This window comes from Megasphaera sp. SW808 (genome assembly GCF_012027795.1).
Lineage (GTDB): Bacteria > Bacillota > Negativicutes > Veillonellales > Megasphaeraceae > Megasphaera > Megasphaera stantonii.
Genome location: NZ_SJOT01000005.1, coordinates 78,645 through 99,155, shown reverse-complemented (window position 1 = coordinate 99,155; position 20,511 = coordinate 78,645). Strand labels below are relative to the sequence as shown.

General features: G+C 56.1%; 15 protein-coding genes. 9 read left to right on the top strand and 6 right to left on the bottom strand.

Annotated features, from left to right (window positions below; genetic code table 11):
• A complete protein-coding gene (locus E0L13_RS03335) occupies positions 1-3,105 on the bottom strand; it encodes an efflux RND transporter permease subunit (protein WP_168060309.1) in 3,105 nt (1,034 codons plus the stop codon).
• A 4-nt stretch (positions 3,106-3,109) separates the two neighbouring features.
• Positions 3,110-4,366 (bottom strand): efflux RND transporter periplasmic adaptor subunit, encoded by a 1,257-nt coding sequence (locus tag E0L13_RS03330; RefSeq protein ID WP_168060307.1) that lies wholly within the window; start codon positions 4,364-4,366, stop codon positions 3,110-3,112.
• Between the two features lie 234 nt (positions 4,367-4,600).
• Between E0L13_RS03330 and E0L13_RS03325 the strand changes: the two genes are divergently transcribed.
• The 5 genes from E0L13_RS03325 (at position 4,601) to pth (ending at position 10,184) form a co-directional block, all read left to right on the top strand.
• A complete protein-coding gene (locus tag E0L13_RS03325; RefSeq protein ID WP_168060305.1) occupies positions 4,601-6,172 on the top strand; it encodes a ClC family H(+)/Cl(-) exchange transporter in 1,572 nt (523 codons plus the stop codon).
• A gap of 297 nt (positions 6,173-6,469) precedes the next feature.
• Positions 6,470-6,976: a peptidoglycan-binding protein gene (locus E0L13_RS03320; RefSeq protein ID WP_087477581.1), complete on the top strand. Its 507-nt coding sequence runs from the start codon at positions 6,470-6,472 to the stop codon at positions 6,974-6,976.
• Between the two features lie 180 nt (positions 6,977-7,156).
• Entirely contained in the window at positions 7,157-8,530 is a 1,374-nt protein-coding gene (gene glmU, locus E0L13_RS03315) for a bifunctional UDP-N-acetylglucosamine diphosphorylase/glucosamine-1-phosphate N-acetyltransferase GlmU (protein WP_087477580.1), read from the top strand.
• Positions 8,531-8,586: 56 nt separating this feature from the next.
• Positions 8,587-9,552, top strand: a complete 966-nt coding sequence (locus tag E0L13_RS03310; RefSeq protein WP_087477579.1) for a ribose-phosphate pyrophosphokinase — start codon at positions 8,587-8,589, stop codon at positions 9,550-9,552.
• 17 nt (positions 9,553-9,569) lie between these two features.
• Complete coding sequence (gene pth / locus E0L13_RS03305) at positions 9,570-10,184, top strand: aminoacyl-tRNA hydrolase (protein ID WP_168060329.1); 615 nt, start codon at positions 9,570-9,572, stop codon at positions 10,182-10,184.
• 61 nt (positions 10,185-10,245) lie between these two features.
• Here pth and E0L13_RS03300 read toward each other — a convergent pair whose 3' ends face one another.
• The 3 genes from E0L13_RS03300 to E0L13_RS03290 all read right to left on the bottom strand — a co-directional run bounded on the left by E0L13_RS03300 (position 10,246) and on the right by E0L13_RS03290 (position 12,994).
• Positions 10,246-10,803: a manganese efflux pump MntP family protein gene (locus tag E0L13_RS03300; protein WP_087477577.1), complete on the bottom strand. Its 558-nt coding sequence runs from the start codon at positions 10,801-10,803 to the stop codon at positions 10,246-10,248.
• Positions 10,804-10,999: 196 nt separating this feature from the next.
• The gene (locus tag E0L13_RS03295; protein ID WP_168060303.1) at positions 11,000-11,380 is read right to left on the bottom strand and encodes a hypothetical protein; all 381 of its coding nucleotides are present in this window, start codon (positions 11,378-11,380) and stop codon (positions 11,000-11,002) included.
• A 246-nt stretch (positions 11,381-11,626) separates the two neighbouring features.
• Positions 11,627-12,994 carry an aminopeptidase gene (locus tag E0L13_RS03290; RefSeq protein WP_107196745.1) on the bottom strand — a complete coding sequence of 456 codons (1,368 nt, stop codon included), beginning with the start codon at positions 12,992-12,994 and terminating at the stop codon, positions 11,627-11,629.
• A 220-nt stretch (positions 12,995-13,214) separates the two neighbouring features.
• Here E0L13_RS03290 and E0L13_RS03285 point away from each other — a divergent pair, with 220 nt between their 5' ends.
• From E0L13_RS03285 to E0L13_RS03270, 4 genes are all read left to right on the top strand, one after another.
• Positions 13,215-14,405, top strand: a complete 1,191-nt coding sequence (locus E0L13_RS03285) for an amidohydrolase (protein ID WP_168060301.1) — start codon at positions 13,215-13,217, stop codon at positions 14,403-14,405.
• 109 nt (positions 14,406-14,514) lie between these two features.
• A complete protein-coding gene (fusA, locus tag E0L13_RS03280; protein ID WP_087477573.1) occupies positions 14,515-16,590 on the top strand; it encodes an elongation factor G in 2,076 nt (691 codons plus the stop codon).
• A gap of 188 nt (positions 16,591-16,778) precedes the next feature.
• Positions 16,779-18,122 carry an acetyl-CoA hydrolase/transferase C-terminal domain-containing protein gene (locus E0L13_RS03275; RefSeq protein ID WP_087477572.1) on the top strand — a complete coding sequence of 448 codons (1,344 nt, stop codon included), beginning with the start codon at positions 16,779-16,781 and terminating at the stop codon, positions 18,120-18,122.
• Positions 18,123-18,301: 179 nt separating this feature from the next.
• Positions 18,302-19,441, top strand: a complete 1,140-nt coding sequence (locus tag E0L13_RS03270; protein WP_168060299.1) for an acyl-CoA dehydrogenase family protein — start codon at positions 18,302-18,304, stop codon at positions 19,439-19,441.
• A gap of 66 nt (positions 19,442-19,507) precedes the next feature.
• Here the strand turns inward: E0L13_RS03270 and E0L13_RS03265 are convergent, their stop codons facing one another.
• Positions 19,508-20,485, bottom strand: a complete 978-nt coding sequence (locus tag E0L13_RS03265) for a hypothetical protein (protein WP_168060297.1) — start codon at positions 20,483-20,485, stop codon at positions 19,508-19,510.
• Positions 20,486-20,511: the final 26 nt, after the last annotated feature.

The window sequence follows — 20,511 nt, the reverse complement described above, 5'->3', positions numbered from 1 at the left end:
TTATTTTACAGAAGAGGCGGCCCCTTCTTTGTTGCGGAAGGAGAAGCGGAGGCGGTGCTTTTCAATCCATACGAAGATGATGGGGATGATAAACAGGGTGAAGACCGTCGACGTCAGGAGGCCGCCGATGACGACGACGGCCATGCTGGCTCTCGTTTCCGAGCCGGCCGTCATAGATAACGCCGTAGGCAGCATGCCGACGACCATGGTCAGCGTCGTCATGAAGATCGGCCGCAGGCGGACCTTGCCGGCCTCGATAATGGCGCTGCGCGGGTCGAGACCCCGTTCCATCAGGGTCAGCGTATAGTCTAGGAGGAGGGTGCCGTTTTTGGCGACCAGGCCGTCCATGACGAGGATGCCGATGAGGGAATACAGGTTGATCGTGTTGTTCGTCAGGAATAAGAGGAACAGCGAGCCGATGAGCCCCAGGGGAAGGGAGAACATGCGGATAAAGGGCGTTTTCACCGATTCGTACAGGATAGCCAGGATCATGTAGATCAGGATGAGCGACAGGACGAGGGCTTCGCCCAGGTCGCGGAACGTCGTGGCCATCTGGTCGGCCTGGCCTGTAAATCGGTACGTGATGCCGCCCATATCCGTCGCGTCGAGCTTGGCCGAGATTTCTTCCATGACCTCGTTCAGGGGACGGCCCTGGAGGGTGCCGCCGAGGGTAATGGCCCGTTCCTTGTCGGTGCGGCGGATCGTGACCGGGCCGGTGGCCGCCTTGATGTGGGCGACGTCGGCAATGTAGATGATGCGGCCGTCGGCGTTCAGCGGAATCGTTTCCAAGTCGGAAATGCGGAAGCCGTCGGCGCCTTTAAAGCGGACGTAAATATCCGTGTCGTTGTTGTCGTTTTTGACGTCGTTTGCCAGGACGCCGGCCTTTTGGCCGCTGATGGCGTTGGAGAAGGTCTTGGTCAGCTCGCCTAAGGACGTGCCGTACTGCTTGAGCTTATTGCGGTCTACGTCGAGCTGGTATTCGGGCATGCCGTCTTCATAGGAGCTGCTGACGTCGCGGACGCCGGGGATTTCTTCTTTCATCATCTGTTGTACTTCCCGCGACTTGGCGATGAGCTCGTCCATGTTTTTGCCGCGCAGCTCGAGGCGCAGGTTGCCCGAGCCGCCGCCGAAGCCGCCCGACGTGCCCGATACGGAGGCCTGGTCTTCCTTGACCCGGACGTCGCCGTCCAGAATATTCTTGGCGGCGAAATTGCGGACGTCGTTGGTAATCTGCCAGATCGAGCGGGAGCGGTCCTGCCGGTCCTGGAGAGTGACCTGTATATGGGCTTCATTCAAATTGCGGCCGCCGACCATGGCTGTCGAATAGACGACTTCCGGTACCGTCGCCAGATATTCTTCTATCTGGCGGGCTGCCTTGTCAGTCCGTTCCAGGTTGGCATTCGTAGGCAGCTGGAGGGTGATGCGGAAGCCGCTTTCGTCGGTCTGGGGCATGAATTCCGAGCCGACGAGGCCCGTCGGGATGAGGGCTACGGACAGGGTAAAGCACAGGAGAACCGGGAGAACGAGGCGCTTGGCATGGTCCAGGCTCCAGGTCAGCATGCGGCCATAATGGCTGCGGGCCCAGTCTTCGATGGCGTCCATGCGCCGCCATAAGGGCGTGTCGGGAATTTTCAGGCCTAAGCGGAACAGCCGCGACGCCAGCATCGGCGTCAGGGTGAAAGAGACGAAGAGGGAAAAGAAGGTGGCGAAGACGATGGTAAGGCCGAACTGCTTGAAATACTGGCCGACCATGCCGGTCATGAAGGCGATGGGCAGGAAGACGACGATGTCGCACAGCGTAATGGCAATGGCGGCCATGCCGATTTCCGTCCGCCCGTTCAGGGCCGCCTTCTTCGGCTCTTCGCCGTTCATGAGGTGGCGGTGGATGTTTTCCAGTACGACGATGGAGTCGTCGACGAGGATGCCGACGCACAGGGCCATGCCCATGAGGGACATCATGTTGAAGGTGAAGCCGGCGATGTACATGGCGAAAAACGTCGAAATGAGGGACGTCGGGATGGCGATCATGACGGCCAGGGTCGAGCGCCAGCCCCGCAGGAAGAAGAACAAGACCGTCCCCGTCGTGATGAGCCCTTCGATGAGGGTCTGCAAGGTGTTGTGCAGGGAGTTGCGGACGTACGACGCCGATTCGTTCGTTACAGTAAAGGTATAGTCCGGGTTGTCGCGGCGCAGCGTTTCCAGCTTTTCCGTCACGTTGTCGACCGTAGAGACGACGTTGGCGTCGCTGTTTTTGTAGATGACCATGACGACGGCGTCTTCGCCGTTGACGCGGGCGTAGCGGCTGACGCGCTGGTCCTTGCGCTTGATGTCCGCCACAGCCGTAATGGGAATCTGCACGCCCTTGGCATTCGTGACCTGTATCTTTTCGATTTCATTTTCGTCGGCAAACTGAGCCTTGACCCGCACGTCCGTCGTCGTGGCGTCGGAGTAAATCGTGCCGGAGGGCATGAGGACGTTTTCTTCGCGCAGGGCCGAGACGACTTCGCTCAAGGTCATGTCGTAGTGGATGAGCTTGGCCTTGTCGACTTCGACGGCGATTTCCTTGTCGCGGCCGCCGTTCAGCTCGATTTCCGACACGCCGTCGGCCTGCTGGAGGACGTCCTGAAAGTCGTTTTCCGCTTTCGAGTAGATGTCGTCCAGGGACTGATTGGATTGGACGGCGATAAACATGATCGGCGTGGCGTTGACGTCGCGCTTGATGACGACGGGCTCGTCGATTTCATCGGGAAGCTGGCCGCGGATGGCGTTTATCTTTTTCGTGGCGTCGATGGCCGCCGCGTCGGCGTCGGCGGAGAAGTCAAGCTCCAGGGTGATGCGGGCCTGGCCGTAGGAGGCCGTCGACGTGATATGCTTCAGGTTGGAGACCGACGACAGGGCGTCTTCGATGGGCTTTACGACCTGCTGTTCGACCGAGTCGGCATTGGCCCCGTCGTAGTTGACCGTGACCGTGACGTACGGCGTGTTGAGGGCCGGCAGCAGTTCGACGCCGATACGGTAGAAACTGAACAGGCCGAGAACGACGAAGAAGGCGACGGCCATGCAGATGCCGATGGGCCTGTCGATGGAAAATTTCGTAAGATTCATGACGTCACCTGATTTCTTTTTCAATGGTTACGGATACGCCGTCGCGGAGGCGGGCCAGGTTCGTCGTGGCAATTTGCTCGCCGTCGGACAGGCCTTCGAGGATTTCTACGTAGTTGTCGTTGCGGAGGCCTGTTTTAACCGTGCGGATGGCGATGGTGTTGTCCGGGTTAATGACGTAGAGCTGGCTGACGCCGTTTTGTTCGACTAAGGCGTCCTTCGGTACGAAGAGTGTATTCCGGCGCTGCAGTACTTCCAGCGACGACTGGGCGAACATGCCGCCGCGCAGGAGATTGTCCGGGTTGGACAAGGTGATACGGACGATATAGGTCTTGTTCGTCGGGTCCATGGCCGGGCTGACATAGGTAATCGTGCCGTCGTACGTGTTGGCCAGCGATTCGACGGATACAGATACGGTCATGCCGGGCTGGATGGCGGCGACGTCGGCTTCGGCGACGGGGCAGTCGATGTAGATGCCGCTGGTGTCCGTAATGGTCAGTACCTTCGTATTGGCGGCGGCCATAGCGCCGGCTTCGGCGTTGCGGTAGGAAATGACGCCGTGCCGCGGCGCGCGGATGATCAGGTCTTCCAGCTGCTTGGACAAGCTGTCGACGGTATATTTGGCCTTGGCCTGGGCGGCCTGCTTGCCGGCGATGAGGGCCGGCGTGTCGCCGACGTTCTGAAGCTGCAAGTTATCCAGGGCGGCCTTGGCGACGATGAGGGCCTGGTACATCGTGTCCAAATCCTTCTGCGATACGGCGCCTTCGTCCTTTAAGATGACGTAGCGGTTGTAGTTCATCTTGGCCGTGGCGTATTCGACCTGGGCTTTCTGCAGGTCCGAATAGAATTGGGACTGGGCCGATTTTGTCTCGGCGGCTGCCTGGGCCCAGGCGGCCCGGTTCTGGGACAACTGGAGGCTCGTATCGACGGGGTCCTGCTCCAGCAGGACCTGGCCTGGCTCTACTGTGTCGCCTAAGTCGACGTACACGGCCGTAATATTGCCGGCGTATTTCGTCGACAAGTCCACCTGGGCTAAGGGGACGGTCTGGCCCGATAAGGAAATAGTGCGCATCATATCGCGCCGTTCAGCCCGGTAGGACTGGACGGACGCGTTGGTCAGGGCCGAGCTGCTTTTCGCCGCCCGGTCCGAGTGGCTGATGACGTAGATGCCGGCGCAGGCCAGGAGAAAGACCAGGCCGAAGGCGACGAGCTTATTGCGGCTGCTGTGGAGCAGGTTGTGGGAAGGAAAGGGAAAATGTGCCATAGTCAGAACCTCGCTATCGTTTCTCTATATAATACATAAATAGTATGCATGATTCGGTACTTTAGTCAGATAAATCTTTACTATAAATATAAAGAGTCGGCGCTTAAAAGGCAATATGAAAATCGTAAAATTTAAAGAACTGTAACAATAGCCGTCCATGCGGGACGCTGCCGTGTGTCGCAATTTGAATTCCTATGGTATAATATCGTCAAAACATGCGGGGAGTGACAGGATATGCATATGAACAGACAAGTTGCGTCGGCCTTGGATACGCTGAGCCATTGGCCGCGGTTTCGCCTGCGCCTTTTTGCCGAAGGGGCGCTGGTCGGCGTCGTGTCCGGCGTCATTATCAGCTTTTTCCGATGGGCGCTGGATGCGGGGACGCGCGTGCGGGAATACATGTATGAGGCGGTGCTCCTGCCGGGCGGATGGCTGGAAAACGGCCTTTGGTTCGCGCTGCTCTTAGGCGCGGCCTACATGCTGTGGCGGTTCAGCGCCTATGAGCCCAATGCCGGCGGCAGCGGCATTCCCCAGGTCAAAGGCGTTATTTTAGGCGTTATCCGCCTGCGCTGGCTGCGCATCTTATGGGTAAAGCTCGTCGGCGGCATCGTCGGCATCGGCTTGGGATTATCCCTGGGACGGGAAGGGCCGTCTATCCAGATTGGGGCCGTAACGGCCCAGGGCATCAGCCGGAATCTCGGCCGGTTCCGCATTGAAGAGCGATACCTCCTGACGGCAGGGGCCAGCGCCGGTTTGGCTGCTGCCTTTAACGCGCCCTTAGCCGGCGTCATGTTTGCCCTGGAAGAGCTGCACCGCAATTTTTCCGGCGTCGTCCTGGCGCCGGCTATGGCCGCGGCCCTGCTGGCGACGATGGTCAGCCGTCTTGCCTTTGGCCGCGCGCCGATTTTTGAGTTCGGGACGGTGCCGGTCCTGCCGCTGCAGTATATTTGGATCGCCGTCGTCGTCGGCATAGCCGCCGGACTCGCCGGCATTGTCTTCAACAAGGGGCTGCTGAATATTCCGCGCTTTTACAGCCTGCCCTGCTTTCGCGGGTATGGAAAGTTTGCCTTTGCCCTCGCGGCGGCCGGCGGATTAGGATATGTGTTCCCGCAAGTGCTGGGCGGCGGCAACGAATTGATCAACAGCCTTCATACGCTGCCTCTGTCCTTGTCCCTCTTTGCGGCCCTGCTCATCGGAAAGTTTTTGTTTACCCTGGTCAGCTACGGCTGCGGCGCGCCGGGAGGATTTTTCCTGCCCATGCTCGTACTGGGCGCTCTCACGGGCAGCGTCGTCGGCATCGTCCTGATACAGCTGGGCGTCGTCGGCCCGGAATACTTGTCGAATATCGTCATCCTGTCGATGGCGGCGTTTTTCTCGGCCTCCGTCCAGTCTCCCGTTACGGGCACGATCCTCATCATGGAAATGACGGCTTCGTACGAGCATTTGCTCGTCTTGTGCACGGCATCCCTCGTGGCCCTCGTCGTCGCCCAGGTCTGCGGCGGCCAGCCGATTTACGAAGCGCTGCTGCAGCGGATTTTGGCGGCTCACCGGCCGGAGATCCTGGCGTCGGAGCGGCGCCATCTGCTGGAGCTGACCGTGGCCAGCGGCAGCGCCGTAGACGGCAAATACGTGGGGCGCATCGCCTGGCCCAGCCACGTCGTCCTCGTCGATATCAAGCGCAGCAGCGGCGACGTGCTTCCTGGAATGGACATCCGCCTGCAGGCCGGCGACTATTTATACGTCCTTACCGACTCGGTAGAAAGTGCGGAAGCCGTCCGATGTCTTGTAGAAGTGGAAACAGTGTAATTTTGCATAATAATTATAAAAAATAATACCAGGTATTAAAAATATAAGCGGAAAGTATGAATTTATTGAGCTAAGAGAAAACAAATGCGGATAGCATCGCGTATAAAGTTGTGAAAAATAACGCATAAAGATTTGTTTTTTTGACTTATCCTTCAATCTTTGGTATAATTTTTTCTGAAAGTTGATGTTTAGGTATGGATATTTCAAAGAGGTGGTTGTTTGAAGAACCGTATACTGATTCTATTGACGCTCATATTTGTTTTTGCATGTTCCTCACTGGTTTGTGCAAAAGTCGAAATGGGAATGAACGGCTCTGCAGTACAGAGCGTACAATACATGCTCATGGATACCGGGTATTTGGCCGGCGGCGCCGACGGAATTTTCGGCAGCGCGACGGAAGACGCCGTAAAGCGTTTTCAGGCTGACTACGGGTTAGATGTAGATGGCATTGTCGGTTCGCAGACCATGGCGGCTCTTTCAGAAGCCAGTGGACGCGAAGCCCCTGCCGAAGAAGGGGTTGGCTCCTATCAGCGGCGTATCGTGATGGACGCATCGGCTTACACGGCCGACGATCCCGGCAACAGCGGTTTTACGGCGACGGGCCTGCGCCTGCGCCGCGGCATGGTGTCCGTAGACCCGGACGTCATTCCGTTAGGTTCGCAGCTGTACATCGAAGGGTACGGCTACGCGACGGCTGAAGATACGGGCGGCTCTATCGTGGGCAACCGCATCGACTTGGCCATGGATTCCATTACGGAGGCCCTGAATTTCGGCAGAAGAGAAGTCGTCGTATACGTGCTGTAAGCAGCAGATTAACTGAGTAAAAAAGAAAAGCGGAGAGGTTTCGGCCTCTCCCTTTTGTTTTCACGGCGGAAATCGTCGAAATTCCCCCTGTTTTTTGTAAAAAAGTATGTATTTTCCGTGCTATTTGTGTTATTCTGAAAAGGACATGACAGTTATTTGTTTCAGGGAGGCTAATACTGAATGAAAGACATTATTGCACTTATTTTAGCTGCCGGAAAAGGAACGAGGATGAAATCCAGCATGCCTAAAGTTCTGCATAAGGTCGGCGGCGTGCCGATGGTAGAACAAGTGCTGCGGGCCGTCAAAGCGGCGGGAACGCAGCGGCAGGTCGTCGTCGTCGGCTTCGGCGGCGAAGCCGTGCAGGAATATCTGGGCGACAGGGCGGAAACTGTCGTACAGGAACAGCAGCTGGGAACGGGCCATGCCGTCATGCAGGCAGAGCCGCTGTTGTCCGGCCTTTCGGGCACGCTGCTCGTGACGTGCGGCGATACGCCTTTGGTAACGGAAGACACCTTCCGCAGCCTGCTGGCCCATCATGAAGCCACGCAGGCTGCCGCTACGGTACTGACGGCGGTCATGCCCGACCCGACAGGCTACGGCCGGGTTATCCGCAATGAAAAGGGACAGGTCGTCAAGATTGTCGAGCAGAAGGACGGATCGCCGGAGGAATTAGCCGTGCGCGAAGTCAACGCCGGTATTTACTGCTTCGACATGGAACTCCTGTGGCAGATGCTTCATAACGTGACGAACAACAACGCCCAGGGCGAGTATTACCTGACCGATATCATCGGCATGCTCGTCGATGCCGGCAAGGTCGTCAGCGCCTTTGCCGCACCGGATTATAAAGAAACGCTGGGCGTCAACTCGCGCCTGCAGATGGCCGAAGCCGAACAGGTGTTGCGCCGCCGCAAGCTGGAACAGCTCATGACAGACGGCGTGACGGTCATCGATCCCAATAACACCTACGTCGATACGACCGTTTCCGTAGGCCGCGATACGGTCCTGTATCCGGGAACGATCCTGGAAGGGAGCACCGTCATCGGCGAAAACTGCCAGGTCGGCCCGTACGTCCGCATGACGAACGTCGTCATGGGCAGCGGAGACCACCTTCAGTTTACATATGCCCACGACTGCGAAATTAAAAACGGTTGCGAAATCGGACCCTTCGTCCACTTCCGGCCCAATACGGTCATCGGCAACGACGTCAAGGTCGGCAACTACATGGAAGTCAAGAATTCCACCGTCGGCGACGGCACGAAGCTGCCCCACTTGAGCTATATCGGCGACAGCGACGTCGGCTGCGGCGTCAATATCGGCTGCGGCACCATCACGGTCAACTACGACGGCAAGGAAAAGCACCGCACGACGATTTGCGACCACGCCTTCGTAGGCTGCAACAGCAACCTCGTATCGCCGGTCACCGTCGGCGAGTATGCCTATGTCGGCGCAGGCTCGACGATTACGAAAAACGTGCCGCCGAAGTCTTTGTCTGTCGCCCGGGCTAAGCAGCGCAACATCGAAGGCTGGGTCAAAGACGATACGTATAAGAAATAGCATATACCCATTTACCTAGTATAGAAATCATAAATTTATTTTAGGAGGCTCAACAAATGAGTTACGAAGACGGGAAAAAGCTGAAAATTTTTACTGGCAACGCCAATCCGAAGCTGGCTAAGGAAATCGCCGATTATTTAGGCCTGGAACTTGGCAAGGCCTTCGTCGGCAAGTTCAACAACGGCGAAATCCAAATCATGATCGACGAAAGCGTCCGCGGCAAAGACGTATTTATCGTACAGCCGACGTGCCAGCCGGCCAACGACACGATTATGGAACTGCTTATCATGGCTGACGCCTTCAAGCGCGCTTCGGCAAAACACATTACAGCCGTCGTTCCTTACTATGGCTATGCTCGCCAGGACCGCAAGACCCGGGGCCGCGAACCGATCACGTCCAAGCTGGTCGCCGACCTCATGTCCGTCGCCGGCATTACCCGCGTCGTTACGATGGACCTTCATGCCGGCCAGATTCAGGGCTTCTTCGACATCCCTGTAGACCACCTCGGCTCGGCGTCGATTATTGCGAAATACCTGAATCAGAAAAAATCGGAAATCGACTTGGGCGACATCGTCGTCGTATCTCCCGACCTCGGCGGCGTTACGCGGGCCCGCGATTTAGCCGACCGCATCAACGCTCCTATCGCTATTATTGAAAAACGCCGTCCCCGTCCCGGCGTAGCCGAAGTCATGAACATCATCGGCGATATTAAAGGCAAGACCTGCATCCTCATCGACGACATCGTCGATACGGCAGGTTCCCTGTGCGGCGGCGCCAAAGCCCTGAAAGATATGGGAGCGGCCCGCGTGTACGCTGCCTGCGCCCATGCCGTACTGACTGACCCGGCCGTACAGCGCATTCAGGATTCCGTCATTTCCGAGCTGATTATTACCAATACGATTCCCTTGCCCGACGAAAAGAAAATCGACAAGATCAAGGTCTTGTCCGTTGCTCCGCTCTTAGGGGAAGCGATCATGCGCATTTTCCATGAAGTATCGGTAAGCAAGCTCTTCGACAAATAAGGGTAGTTACGGTGCATATGATTGTTGGCCTGGGAAATCCCGGCCGAGAATACGAAACGTCAAAACACAATACGGGCTTCCGCGTCGTCGACGAGCTGGCGAAGCGCTGGAACGTGACGCTGTGGCAGAACCGGATGGACGCCCAGGTTGCCCAGGCCGACGTAGACGGGGAAAAGGTCATCCTCGTCAAGCCGCAGACTTACATGAACAACAGCGGCCAGGCCGTAGGGCCCCTCATGCGCTGGTATAAGCTGGAGCAGGCCGACGTCTACGTCGTCTACGATGACATGGATTTGCCCGTAGGCCGTCTCCGCATCCGCAAGAACGGCAGCGACGGCGGCCATAACGGCATCAAGAGCCTCTTTGCCAACGGCTGCCGCGATTTCATCCGCTTTCGCGTCGGCATCGGCCGGCCTTTGCCGCACCGCGATGTCATCGACCACGTGCTGACTCCGTTTCCGGAAGACATGCTGCCGGAATACGAGGAAGGCCTGAAGGCGACAGCCGTCGCTATTGAAGGCTGCCTGAAGGTCGGCGTCGACGTCGGCATGAACCGGTATAACCCGCGGAAAAAGACGAAAACGCCTAAGCCGGAAGAAACGGCTGAACAGCGTACGGAAGAAACTACATAATATAAAAACTGCCGCTAAGCAACAGTTATGCTGTACTTAGCGGCAGTTTTTATATGAAGCCTTATAAAATTTGCAGTCCTTCCAGAAGGATTTTTAAGCCGATGAGAATCAGGACGGCCCCGCCGACTCTCTCCGCCTTGGATTTATATTTAAGTCCGAACAGGCTGCCGGCTTTTACGCCGACGGCGGAACAGGCGAAGGTGACGCAGCCGATAGACAGGGCGGCCGGTATAATCGATACGTTCATGAAGGCGAAGGTGACGCCGACGGCTAACGCATCGATGCTCGTCGCGACGGCCAAGGCGAACATAGCCGGCACGGCCATGTTCGCGTCGGGACAGTCTTCCTCTTCGAAGGATTCCTTGATCATATTGGCTCCGATTAAGGTTAGCAGCACAAAGGCGATCCAATAATTGTACGATGTAATTATATCGGTAAAAAACGTTCCCAAATAATAGCCTGCCGTAGGCATCAGGGCCTGAAAGCCGCCGAACCACAAGCCGGCAAGGGCCATGTGCTTCCAGCAGATGCTCCCCAGTGATAATCCCTTGCAGACCGACACGGCGAAGGCGTCCATGGACAGGCCCAGGGCCAGTAACAACAATTCCAATCCATTCATGGTCATCTCTCCTATGCGATTTCATATGACGGCAAATAAAAAAGACCTAAAGGCAGCGCAAATACTGCCTTTAAGTCTCATCATTTCAAATAGCACCGGGCCCTGAGGCCAGTATGTCGATACTACTATACATGCCGGATGTACTGATTACTCCCTTAAAGTACATCCAGAATTATACTGGATGGAATTGAGATTGTCAATGAGAAAAGCTGCTTTGCCGCGTAAAATCCATGGCGTCGGCAAACCGCCCTGTCGTCGCGTTGTTCATCATGACGTAGTTGTAGTTGCCGTTGGGGAAGGAAAAAGTGAGCATCGTATGGCGTTCGTCGTCTAATATGATGCGGACCACCGTAGTGAACCCGTCGTTCGTGACGTTGTGTATGCTGTACGGCACGCCGTCGACGTCGTCCATGGAAATGGACAGCTCCCGGCCGTAGCGGCCCTGCCAGGTACCGACGATGAGGCTGTAGCCTGCCGCATAGGGCATGGAGTGGGACGGAAAGGCCTGGACCGGTGCAGTGCAGGCGACGGCGGCGAACAGGCAGGCTGCCGCCAACGATTTTATTTTGGTAATCATATATATCATCCTTCTTTCTGAACGCAGCTGCGCATGCTTATAGTATAGTGATTCCATCAATTTTTGCAAGGCCTAGCCGTTGGCGTCAAACTCGTGAATAAAGGACTTATATGACCGAATCCCCGCGTCGGGCTCGTATTGCATTCGATTAAGGAAGACCTTTATCATAATCTGACATCCAACAAAAAAACGGACAACGCCTGCTGCAGATCGTCGGCAGGTTTTGTCCGTTTTTACTATATGGAGTTACTTGCTTTCAAAGAAGGCTTTGTAGGCTAAATAGGCGCAGTAGGCGTCGGCTTTGGCTACGATTTCCAGCGGCGCGTGCATGCTGTGCATGGCGACGCCGCAGTCGACGACGTCGCAGCCCCAGTTGGCCATGATATAGGCGATGGTGCCGCCGCCGCCCTGGTCGACCTTGCCCAGCTCGCCGACCTGCCAGGGGACGTTGGCGTCATTGAAGATGCGGCGTACCTTGGCCAAAAATTCGGCGTTGGCGTCGTTGCTGCCTGCCTTGCCGCGGGCGCCTGTGTACTTGCACAGGCAGATGCCATAGCCTAATTTGGCCGAGTTGGTTTCTTCGTAGGCTTCGGGGAAGATCGGGTCGAAGGCTGCCGCTACGTCGGCCGACAGGACTTCGCTGCTGCGCAGGGCCCGGCGCAGGTACAGCTCTTCCGTGCGGCCCTGCAGAGCCAGCATTTCCGCCGTAAAGTCGAGGAAGTACGACGAGTGGACGCCCGTGTTGCCGACAGAACCGATTTCTTCCTTGTCGGCAAAGAGGGCGACCTGGGTCTTCGCGCAGGGAGCGGCGCTGAGGATCGCCGCCAGGTTGCCGTAAGAGCATACGCGGTCATCGTGGCCGTGGGACATGAGGAGCGACCGGTCCAAGCCGACTTCGCGGCTCTTCTGAGCCGGAATGATTTCCAGTTCCGCGCTGGTGAAGTCTTCTTCCGTAATGCCGTATTTTTCCCGCAGCAATTCCAAAATCTGAGGCTTCGTCTTTTCTTCTTCGCTGTACGTGCCGACGAGAGGCATGAGCATTTCGCCCGTAATGGCTTCGCCCAGCTTCTTGGCGGCCTGGTCCTTGCCGAGGTGCGGCAGGAGGTCGTTGATGAAAAATACGGGATCGTCCGGGTCTTCGCCTATGGAAATGTCGATTTGACGGCCGTCGGCAGTGTAGACGACGCCGACGAGGGACAGGGGCATGCAGACCCACTGGTATTTCAGGACGCCGCCGTAGTAGTGCGTTTTGAAGTAGACGATTTTATTTTTTTCTACGACGGGCATGGCTTTCAAGTCCAAGCGGGGGCAGTCGATGTGGGAGCCGACGATTTTCATGCCTTGTTCCAGCGGCTCGGAGCCGACGACGGCGAGGATGACCGACTTGCCTTTCTGGTTCCAATATACTTTGTCGCCGGCCTTCAGGGCCGTGTATTCCGACAAGGGCTTGAATCCTGCGTCCTCGGCCTGGCGGATGATTTCTCTGGCGGCGAGCCGTTCCGTCCTGGCCGTGTCCAGAAAACGGCGGTACGCCGCGCTGTATTCTTCCATGCGACGCCGTTCTTCCGAGGAAAAACGGGCCCATGCGCTTTGTTCCATATCAAATGCTTTCATGTGCATCCTCCTTTGAGATAAAATATCATCTTACATTATAATCCGTATCGCCATAAATGGAAAGACCGGCCAGGGCATATAGAGAGATTTGCAGAAATGGAGAAAATTTCTTTGTATTTTTACACATTTTATAGTATAATAAAACACAATTTATGAATGCCTGAACGCGACATATGACGTATGCAGGCTGGGGTAGTTTAGGTTGCGAGGGGGAATCGCCATGATTAACCAGAATAGAATTAAGGAATTAGTCAAACAATGTACGGAAGATATGCGCTGTGCGCGCCGGAAGCTTCACGCATATCCGGAAATTTCCAATGAAGAGGAACGCACGGCGGCCTATATGGCGAAGACGCTGCGCCGCTTCGGCGTAGACGTACAGGAAGGCGTCGCCGGCGGCCATGGTGTCATCGGTACGCTGACCGGGAAGCGGCCTGGGCCGACTATTGCCCTGCGGGCCGATATGGACGCCTTATCCATTACAGAACAGACCGGCCTGCTTTTTGCGTCTCAGTGCGAGGGAAAGATGCATGCCTGCGGCCATGACGGCCATATGGCGATCTTGCTGGGGGCGGCAAAGGTTCTCAGCGACTTGAGGGACGAGCTGGCCGGGACAGTTGTGTTTATCTGCCAGCCGGCAGAGGAAAAATCGCCTCGCGGCGGCGCGAAGGGCTTGGTCGAAGCGGGCGTGCTCGACGGCGTCGACGCCATATACGGCCTTCACGTATGGCCGACGCTGCCGACGGGAACGATCGGCGTCAAGGCCGGTCCGATGATGGCCGCCTCAGACCATATCCGCATCGTCATCCGGGGGAAATCCAGTCATGCGGCCATGCCTCATAAGGGCGTCGACTCGATCGTCGCGGCGGGGCAGTTTATCACGGCGGCCCAGGATATTATCAGCCGGCAGATCAACCCGCTGTATCCGGCAGTGCTGACCTTCGGCCGCATCAGCGGCGGCACGCGCTACAATATCGTCGCCGGCGAAGTAGAGCTGGAAGGGACGTGCCGGACCTATCATGCAGAAGCGCAGGACATGGTCGAAGCGCAGCTGGGCAACATGCTCCGGGGGCTGGATACGATGTACGGCACGGAGAGCGAGCTGCATTACGAGCGGGGATACGCTGCCGTCGTCAATTCGCAGCGGCAGGCTGATTTCGTCGCGTCCGTCGCGGCGGACTGCTTTGGTCGGGACGCCCTGGCCGACGTGCAGGAACCGGCCATGACGGCGGAAGATTTTTCCGGCTACTTGCAGGCCTGCGACGGCGCCTTCTTCTGGCTCGGCGCGACGAAGGCCGGCGATGCGGTATATCCCCTGCATAATTCGCGTTTCGCCGTAGATGAAGACTGCCTGCCTATCGGCGCGGAACTCATGGCGTCTCTGGTGTGCCGGGCTATGGAGAACCAATAGTCTTGCAAATTTCGCAAATAAGTTAGAAAAAATTATAATATAAAAAAGGAAAATCGCCTCTATGTCACGAATCCTATAAGTAACGTGATTCATAGGAGGCGATTTATGTATGAAAGAATATACCAGTGAACAAATTCGCAACGTAGCTGTGCTCTCCCATGACGGCGCCGGCAAGACGGCCGTCGTCGAATCGTTGCTCCTGGCCTGCGGCGCCGTCGACGCCGTCGGCGTAGGCAAGGACAACAAGCACATCATGGACTTTGAACCGGAAGAAATCAAACGCAACGTTACGATTCAGCTCGGTATAGCTCCCTGCGAATGGGAAGGCTACAAGATGAACTTCATCGACACGCCGGGCTATTCGGAATTCTGCGGCGAAGTACGGGCCGCCCTACGGGCCTGCGACGGCATTTTGCTCGTCGTATCGGCCGAATCGGGCGTAGAAATGGATACGGAACGGGCCTGGGACTACGGCGTAGAATTGAAGCTGCCCCGCATGTTCTATGTCAATAAGATGGACGTGGAACACGCCGATTTCTTCGGCTGCCTGGAAAAGATGCGCGCCGTCTTCGGCAAATCCATCATGCCCCTGCAGATTCCTATCGGCGAAGGCAAGGATTTCCGCGGCATCATCGACGTGTGCAAGATGGTAGCCTGGGAATGGAAAAACGGGAAATGCGAAGAAATCAAGGTTCCGCCCGAATATATGCCGAAAGCCCGCGAAGTACGGGAAATGTGCATGGAAGCCGCCGCTGAAGGCGACGACGAACTGCTGGAAAAATACCTCGAAGGCGAAGAGCTTACGCTGGAAGAACTGCGCAAGGGCCTTCGTCAGGGCATGCTGACCGGCCGGGTCTGCCCGGTCATGTGCGGCAGCGCCAACTCCCATATCGGCACGGCCGAACTGCTTCGCCGCATTATTACTTACATGCCGGCTGCTTCGCAGAAGGTCATGATGGGCGAAGACAAGAAGACGGGCGAACCCGTCGTCGTGTATCCGAATAAACCCTTTACGGGCTTTGTATTCAAGACGCTCATCGATCCCTTCGCCGGCAAGCTGAGCTACGTCCGCGTCTTCTCCGGCACCCTCAAGGAAGGGGACAAGCTGTACAACGCTACGCAGGACAAGGATGAAAAATTAGGCAAGCTCTTTACTCTGGTCGGCAAGGAACAGATTCCCGTTACGGAAGCCGTCGCCGGCGATATCGTCGTATTGCCGAAGCTGCAGTACGCCCGCACAGGCGATACCTTCGCCCTGCCCGAATCGCCCGTCGTATACGATCAAGTCCGCTTCCCCAATCCGCTCCATACGGTAGCGATGGTTCCGGAAAAGAAAGGCGACGAAGAAAAGCTGATGAACGCCCTGCTGCGCATCAGTGAAGAAGACCCGACCTGCAAGGTCGAAAAGAGCGTAGAAGGCAAGCAGCTCATCGTCCGCTGCATGGGCGACGTCCACCTCGACCATATCATGACCAAGATGGAACGGAAATACGGCATTAAAGGCGTGCTGCAGGATGTCTATATTCCGTATCGCGAAACGATCAAGGGCAAGGCTACGGCCGAAGGCAAGCACAAGAAACAGAGCGGCGGCCATGGACAGTACGGCCACGTCATCTTGGATATCGAACCCCTTACGAACGGCGAATCCTTCGAATTTGTCGACGACATCTTCGGCGGCGCCGTACCAAAACAATATATTCCGGCCGTTGAAAAGGGCGTAAAGGAAACGCTGGAAAAGGGCCTCATCGCCGGCTATCCCATGATCAACATCAAGGTTACTCTGAAAGACGGTTCGTACCACTCCGTCGATTCGTCGGAAATGGCCTTTAAGGTAGCGGCAGCCCTGGCGCTGAAGAAAGGCGTTCCCGAAGCCAATCCGGTACTGCTGGAACCGGTCTACAACGTAGACGTCGTCGTTCCGGAAGAATACATGGGCGACATCATGGGCGACTTCAGCAGCCGCCGCGGCCGCATTCTCGGGATGGAACATCACCGCAACCGCAAGGGCATCATCGTCGTCAAGGCGCAGGTTCCCCTGTCGGAAATGAAAGGCTACGTCACGGTTCTTCGCTCCATGACGCAGGGCAAAGGTACGTTCAACATGGAATTCTTCGCTTATGAAGAAGTTCCTAAAAAGCTGATGGACGAAATCATTGCCAAGGCGCAGGAAGCGAAAAAAGAATAAATCCCTCCTCACGGGCCCTTGCGCGCAGCTGTGCGCAAGGGTCTTTCTAATAGTTCGATACCCAAGCTATGCGATTTATATATTGAAAAGTTGAAAAAATTTCTTGTATAAAACCGTTAAACGTTCTATAATTATTATGTGAAATACAGAACTTATTAACAAGCGCTTAGAAAGGTATGGTGAGTACAATGTCCCAGTGGACAGATATGTACCGGCAGAAACTGACGACGCCGGAAGAAGCAGTAAAACTCGTTAAATCAGGCGATTGGGTAGATTACGGCATGGCTACGTCCCAGCCTATTTTGCTGGATAAGGCCCTGGCCGGCCGCAAGGAAGAATTGAAGGACGTCAAAGTACGTATGTCCTTTACCTTTGCGCCGCGCGAAATTATTTCCGTCGACCCGAACCGCGAAACCTTCACGGCTATGAACTGGCATATGAGCGGCTATGACCGCAAGATGTGCGCCCAGGGGCTGATGAACTTCATCCCCATGTGCTACCGCAACGAACCGTCGATGTACCGCGATATCCTCGACGTAGACGTAGCGATGATTACGGTCGCTCCCATGGATAAACACGGCTTCTTTAACTTCGGCCTGAACATTTCCGCCAACGAAGCCATTACGAAAAAAGCGAAAAAGGTCATCGTAGAAGTCAACGAAGCGATGCCCCGCGCTCTCGGCGGACGAGGCGAACAGATCCATATTTCCGATGTAGCGGCCATCGTCGAAGCCGGTACCATTCCCATGCCGACCATTCCCTTTAAAACGGGCGACGAAATCGATACGAAGATCGCTGAAATGATTGTGAAAGAAATCCCGAATGGCGCGACCCTGCAGCTCGGCGTCGGCGGCTTGCCGAATACGGTAGGCGCTATGATCGCCGAATCGGATTTGAAGGACCTGGGCATGCATACGGAAATGCTCGTCGACGCCTTCTACTTGATGTACAAAGAAGGCCGCCTGACGAATAAATTGAAGGCTGTAGACCGCGACAAGGCTTCCTGGGCCTTCGCCCTCGGCTCGCAAGAAATGTACGACTGGATTGACGACAACCCGTTCCTCGCCGCATATCCCGTCGACTATGTAAACGATCCCTTTGTCATCGCTCAGCTCGACAACTTCATTTCCATCAACAACTGCGTGGACATCGACCTGTTCGGCCAGATTTCCTCCGAATCGTCGGGCACGCATCACATCAGCGGCAGCGGCGGACAGCTGGACTTCACCGACGGCGCCTACCGTTCCCGCGGCGGCAAGAGCATCATCGCCCTGCGCTCGACCTTCCACAATAAGAAGACGGGCAAAGACGAATCGCGCATCAAACCGACGCTCCTGCCCGGCACGATCGTCACGGACCCGCGCTCTCAGGTTAACTGGGTAGCTACGGAATACGGCATGGTCAACCTCATGGGCTCGTCTACATGGGAACGTGCCGAAAAACTGATCAGCATCGCTCATCCCGATTTCCGGGAAGACCTGATTAAGGCAGCCGACGACATGAAGATTTGGCGTTACAGCAACAAACGGTAAGAGAATAGTCTCTCCTTTATACAGCATAAAAGCTCCTGCTGCGAGTTATGGACTCTCCATCTCTCGCGGCGGGGGCTTTTTTTGATGACAGGTGCGAAGTTAAGGGGAAATATGGATTTTATTTGAAATATTTTGGTATAATTAAAAATATACTCGATTTAATAAAAGGGGGTCTTGGTATGGGATACAACTTTACGGAAGAGCAATTAGCCGTACGGGATCTGGTTCGCTCCTTTGCCCAAAAGGAAGTCGCTCCGCTGAGCCGGCAGATGGACGAAACGGGATGGAATCCGGAATTGTACAAGAAGTACATCGCCACGGGACTGCACGCGACGCCCGTTCCCGAAGCCTATGGCGGCGCCGGACTGGGCGACGTGGAATGCGCCGTCATTACGCACGAATTGGCCCGGGCCGACGCCGGGTTTGCCATGTCCATGGAAATCAGCTGGGTCTGCGCCGATATGATTCGCCTCCACGGCAGCGACGGGCAGAAAGAGAAATACCTGACAGCCGTCGCTGACGGAAAATTATTTGCCTTTGCCCTGACGGAACCTGATTCGGGTTCCGACGCGGCGGGCATGCGGACCCGGGCTAAAAAGCAGGCCGACGGCTCGTACGTCGTCAAGGGTTCCAAGGCCTGGATTACCAATGCCGGCATTGCCGACTACTATGTCGTCATGGCCATTACCGACCCGGACAAGGGTGCCAAGGGCATCTCGGCTTTCCTGGTCGACGCCGGCACGCCGGGGTTGATCGTCGATAAGGAAGAGGACAAGATGGGCATGCGCAGCTCCGATACACACGGCCTTACCTTTGACGACATGAAGCTGCCTGCCGATGCCCTCCTCGGCGAAGAAGGCAAGGGCTTCGTCTACGCCATGGAAGGTCTGGACGGCGGCCGCATCAGCTGCGCCGCGATCTCTACGGGCATTGCCGAGCACGCCATGCAGATTGCTAAGGACTACTCCCTGCAGCGCGTGGCCTTTGGCAAGCCTATCGCCAAGTTCCAGGGCGTTTCCTTTAAGCTGGCGAATATGTCCATGTATATCGACGCCATGAACCTGATGCTCTACGACGCGGCGGCCTTGAAGGCCACGGGAGCGCGCTGTTCGAAATTGGCTGCCGAAGCCAAGCTGCTGGCCTCTACCCACGCCACGCAGATCTGCCTCGACGCGATTCAGATCCTGGGCGGCAACGGCTACAGCAAGGAATACAACGTAGAACGTCTCCTGCGCGACAATAAGCTCATGGAAATCGGTGAAGGAACTAATGAAATCCTGCGGGTCGTCATCGGCAGCGCCGTGCTGGCAGAAAAATAACCTGCGTCATTTCGTTATCGTCAGAAGCAAAAAAGCGTATCCGGCCAATCGGCGCGGATACGCTTTTTATTTGAATGGCAGGTACCCCAGGGACACGAGGAGGTAAAATGCCGGATATAAGATGAGAATATATAAAATCGTCGTCGTAATGAAAGGGGCCATGGACAGGTTGACGTTCAAATCGTAGAGCCGCGCCGTCACCAAGGCGTTGATGGCGCAGGGCGTAGCCATCATGATGAGCAGCGAGCCCAGCAGCACCGGGTCGGACGTAAACTGCAGGGCCAGCACGTACGATGCAGCCGGCGTCAGGATCATCTTGATGGGGATGAGGTCGAGGGTCGGCTTGCAGTATACCTTGAGATGAGAAAAATCGATGAGGTAGCCGATGGGAAGCAGGGCCGCCCAGGCGTTGACATGGACCAGTCCCTGAAAGATCTGCCCCAGCACGGCCGGCCTCGGCACGCCTGTGACGTACAGCAGGATGCCGACGATGATGGTGAGAATAGAAAGCTGGTTCCAGTTGATGAAGATGTTTTTCCAGTTGGCCTTAAAGAAGGCAGGGATATTCGTCGTCTGCCCGCTGTTGTGGTAATAGTAGCCCATGGGGAAGAGGACGAAGAACATGACCAGTCCCTGGAATACCCCGATGATCTGCGAGTAGGCAAAGGCGACTTCGCCGTACAGCAGGTAGCCGCACAGGCCGCCCAGGGCCGTCGTGTTGGAGGGCATAGCCGAAATGAGATAGCTGCCCTTGTCTATCTTGTCGGTAAACCGCCGCTGCCGGTGGAGCAGGAAGATGATAGCTAGGGGGAAGAAGGCGTTGAAAAACGCGAAGAAGGGCAGCGATAACAGGTCAGGCTTCAGCGGCAGGACCCACATGCTGAGCAGGGCCAGGACGGACATGACGCAGATGATGTTGAAGCGGATGAGAAAATTGCACTGGGACGGCGACATGAGACGCCGCTGCTTTAAGGCGTAGCCTACGGCCAGTGGCAGGACGATGTCGAGAAAAATATAGAGAATGCGAGAGCTTGCTTCGCCCAAATAAAATCCCTTTCTTTCTGCAATGA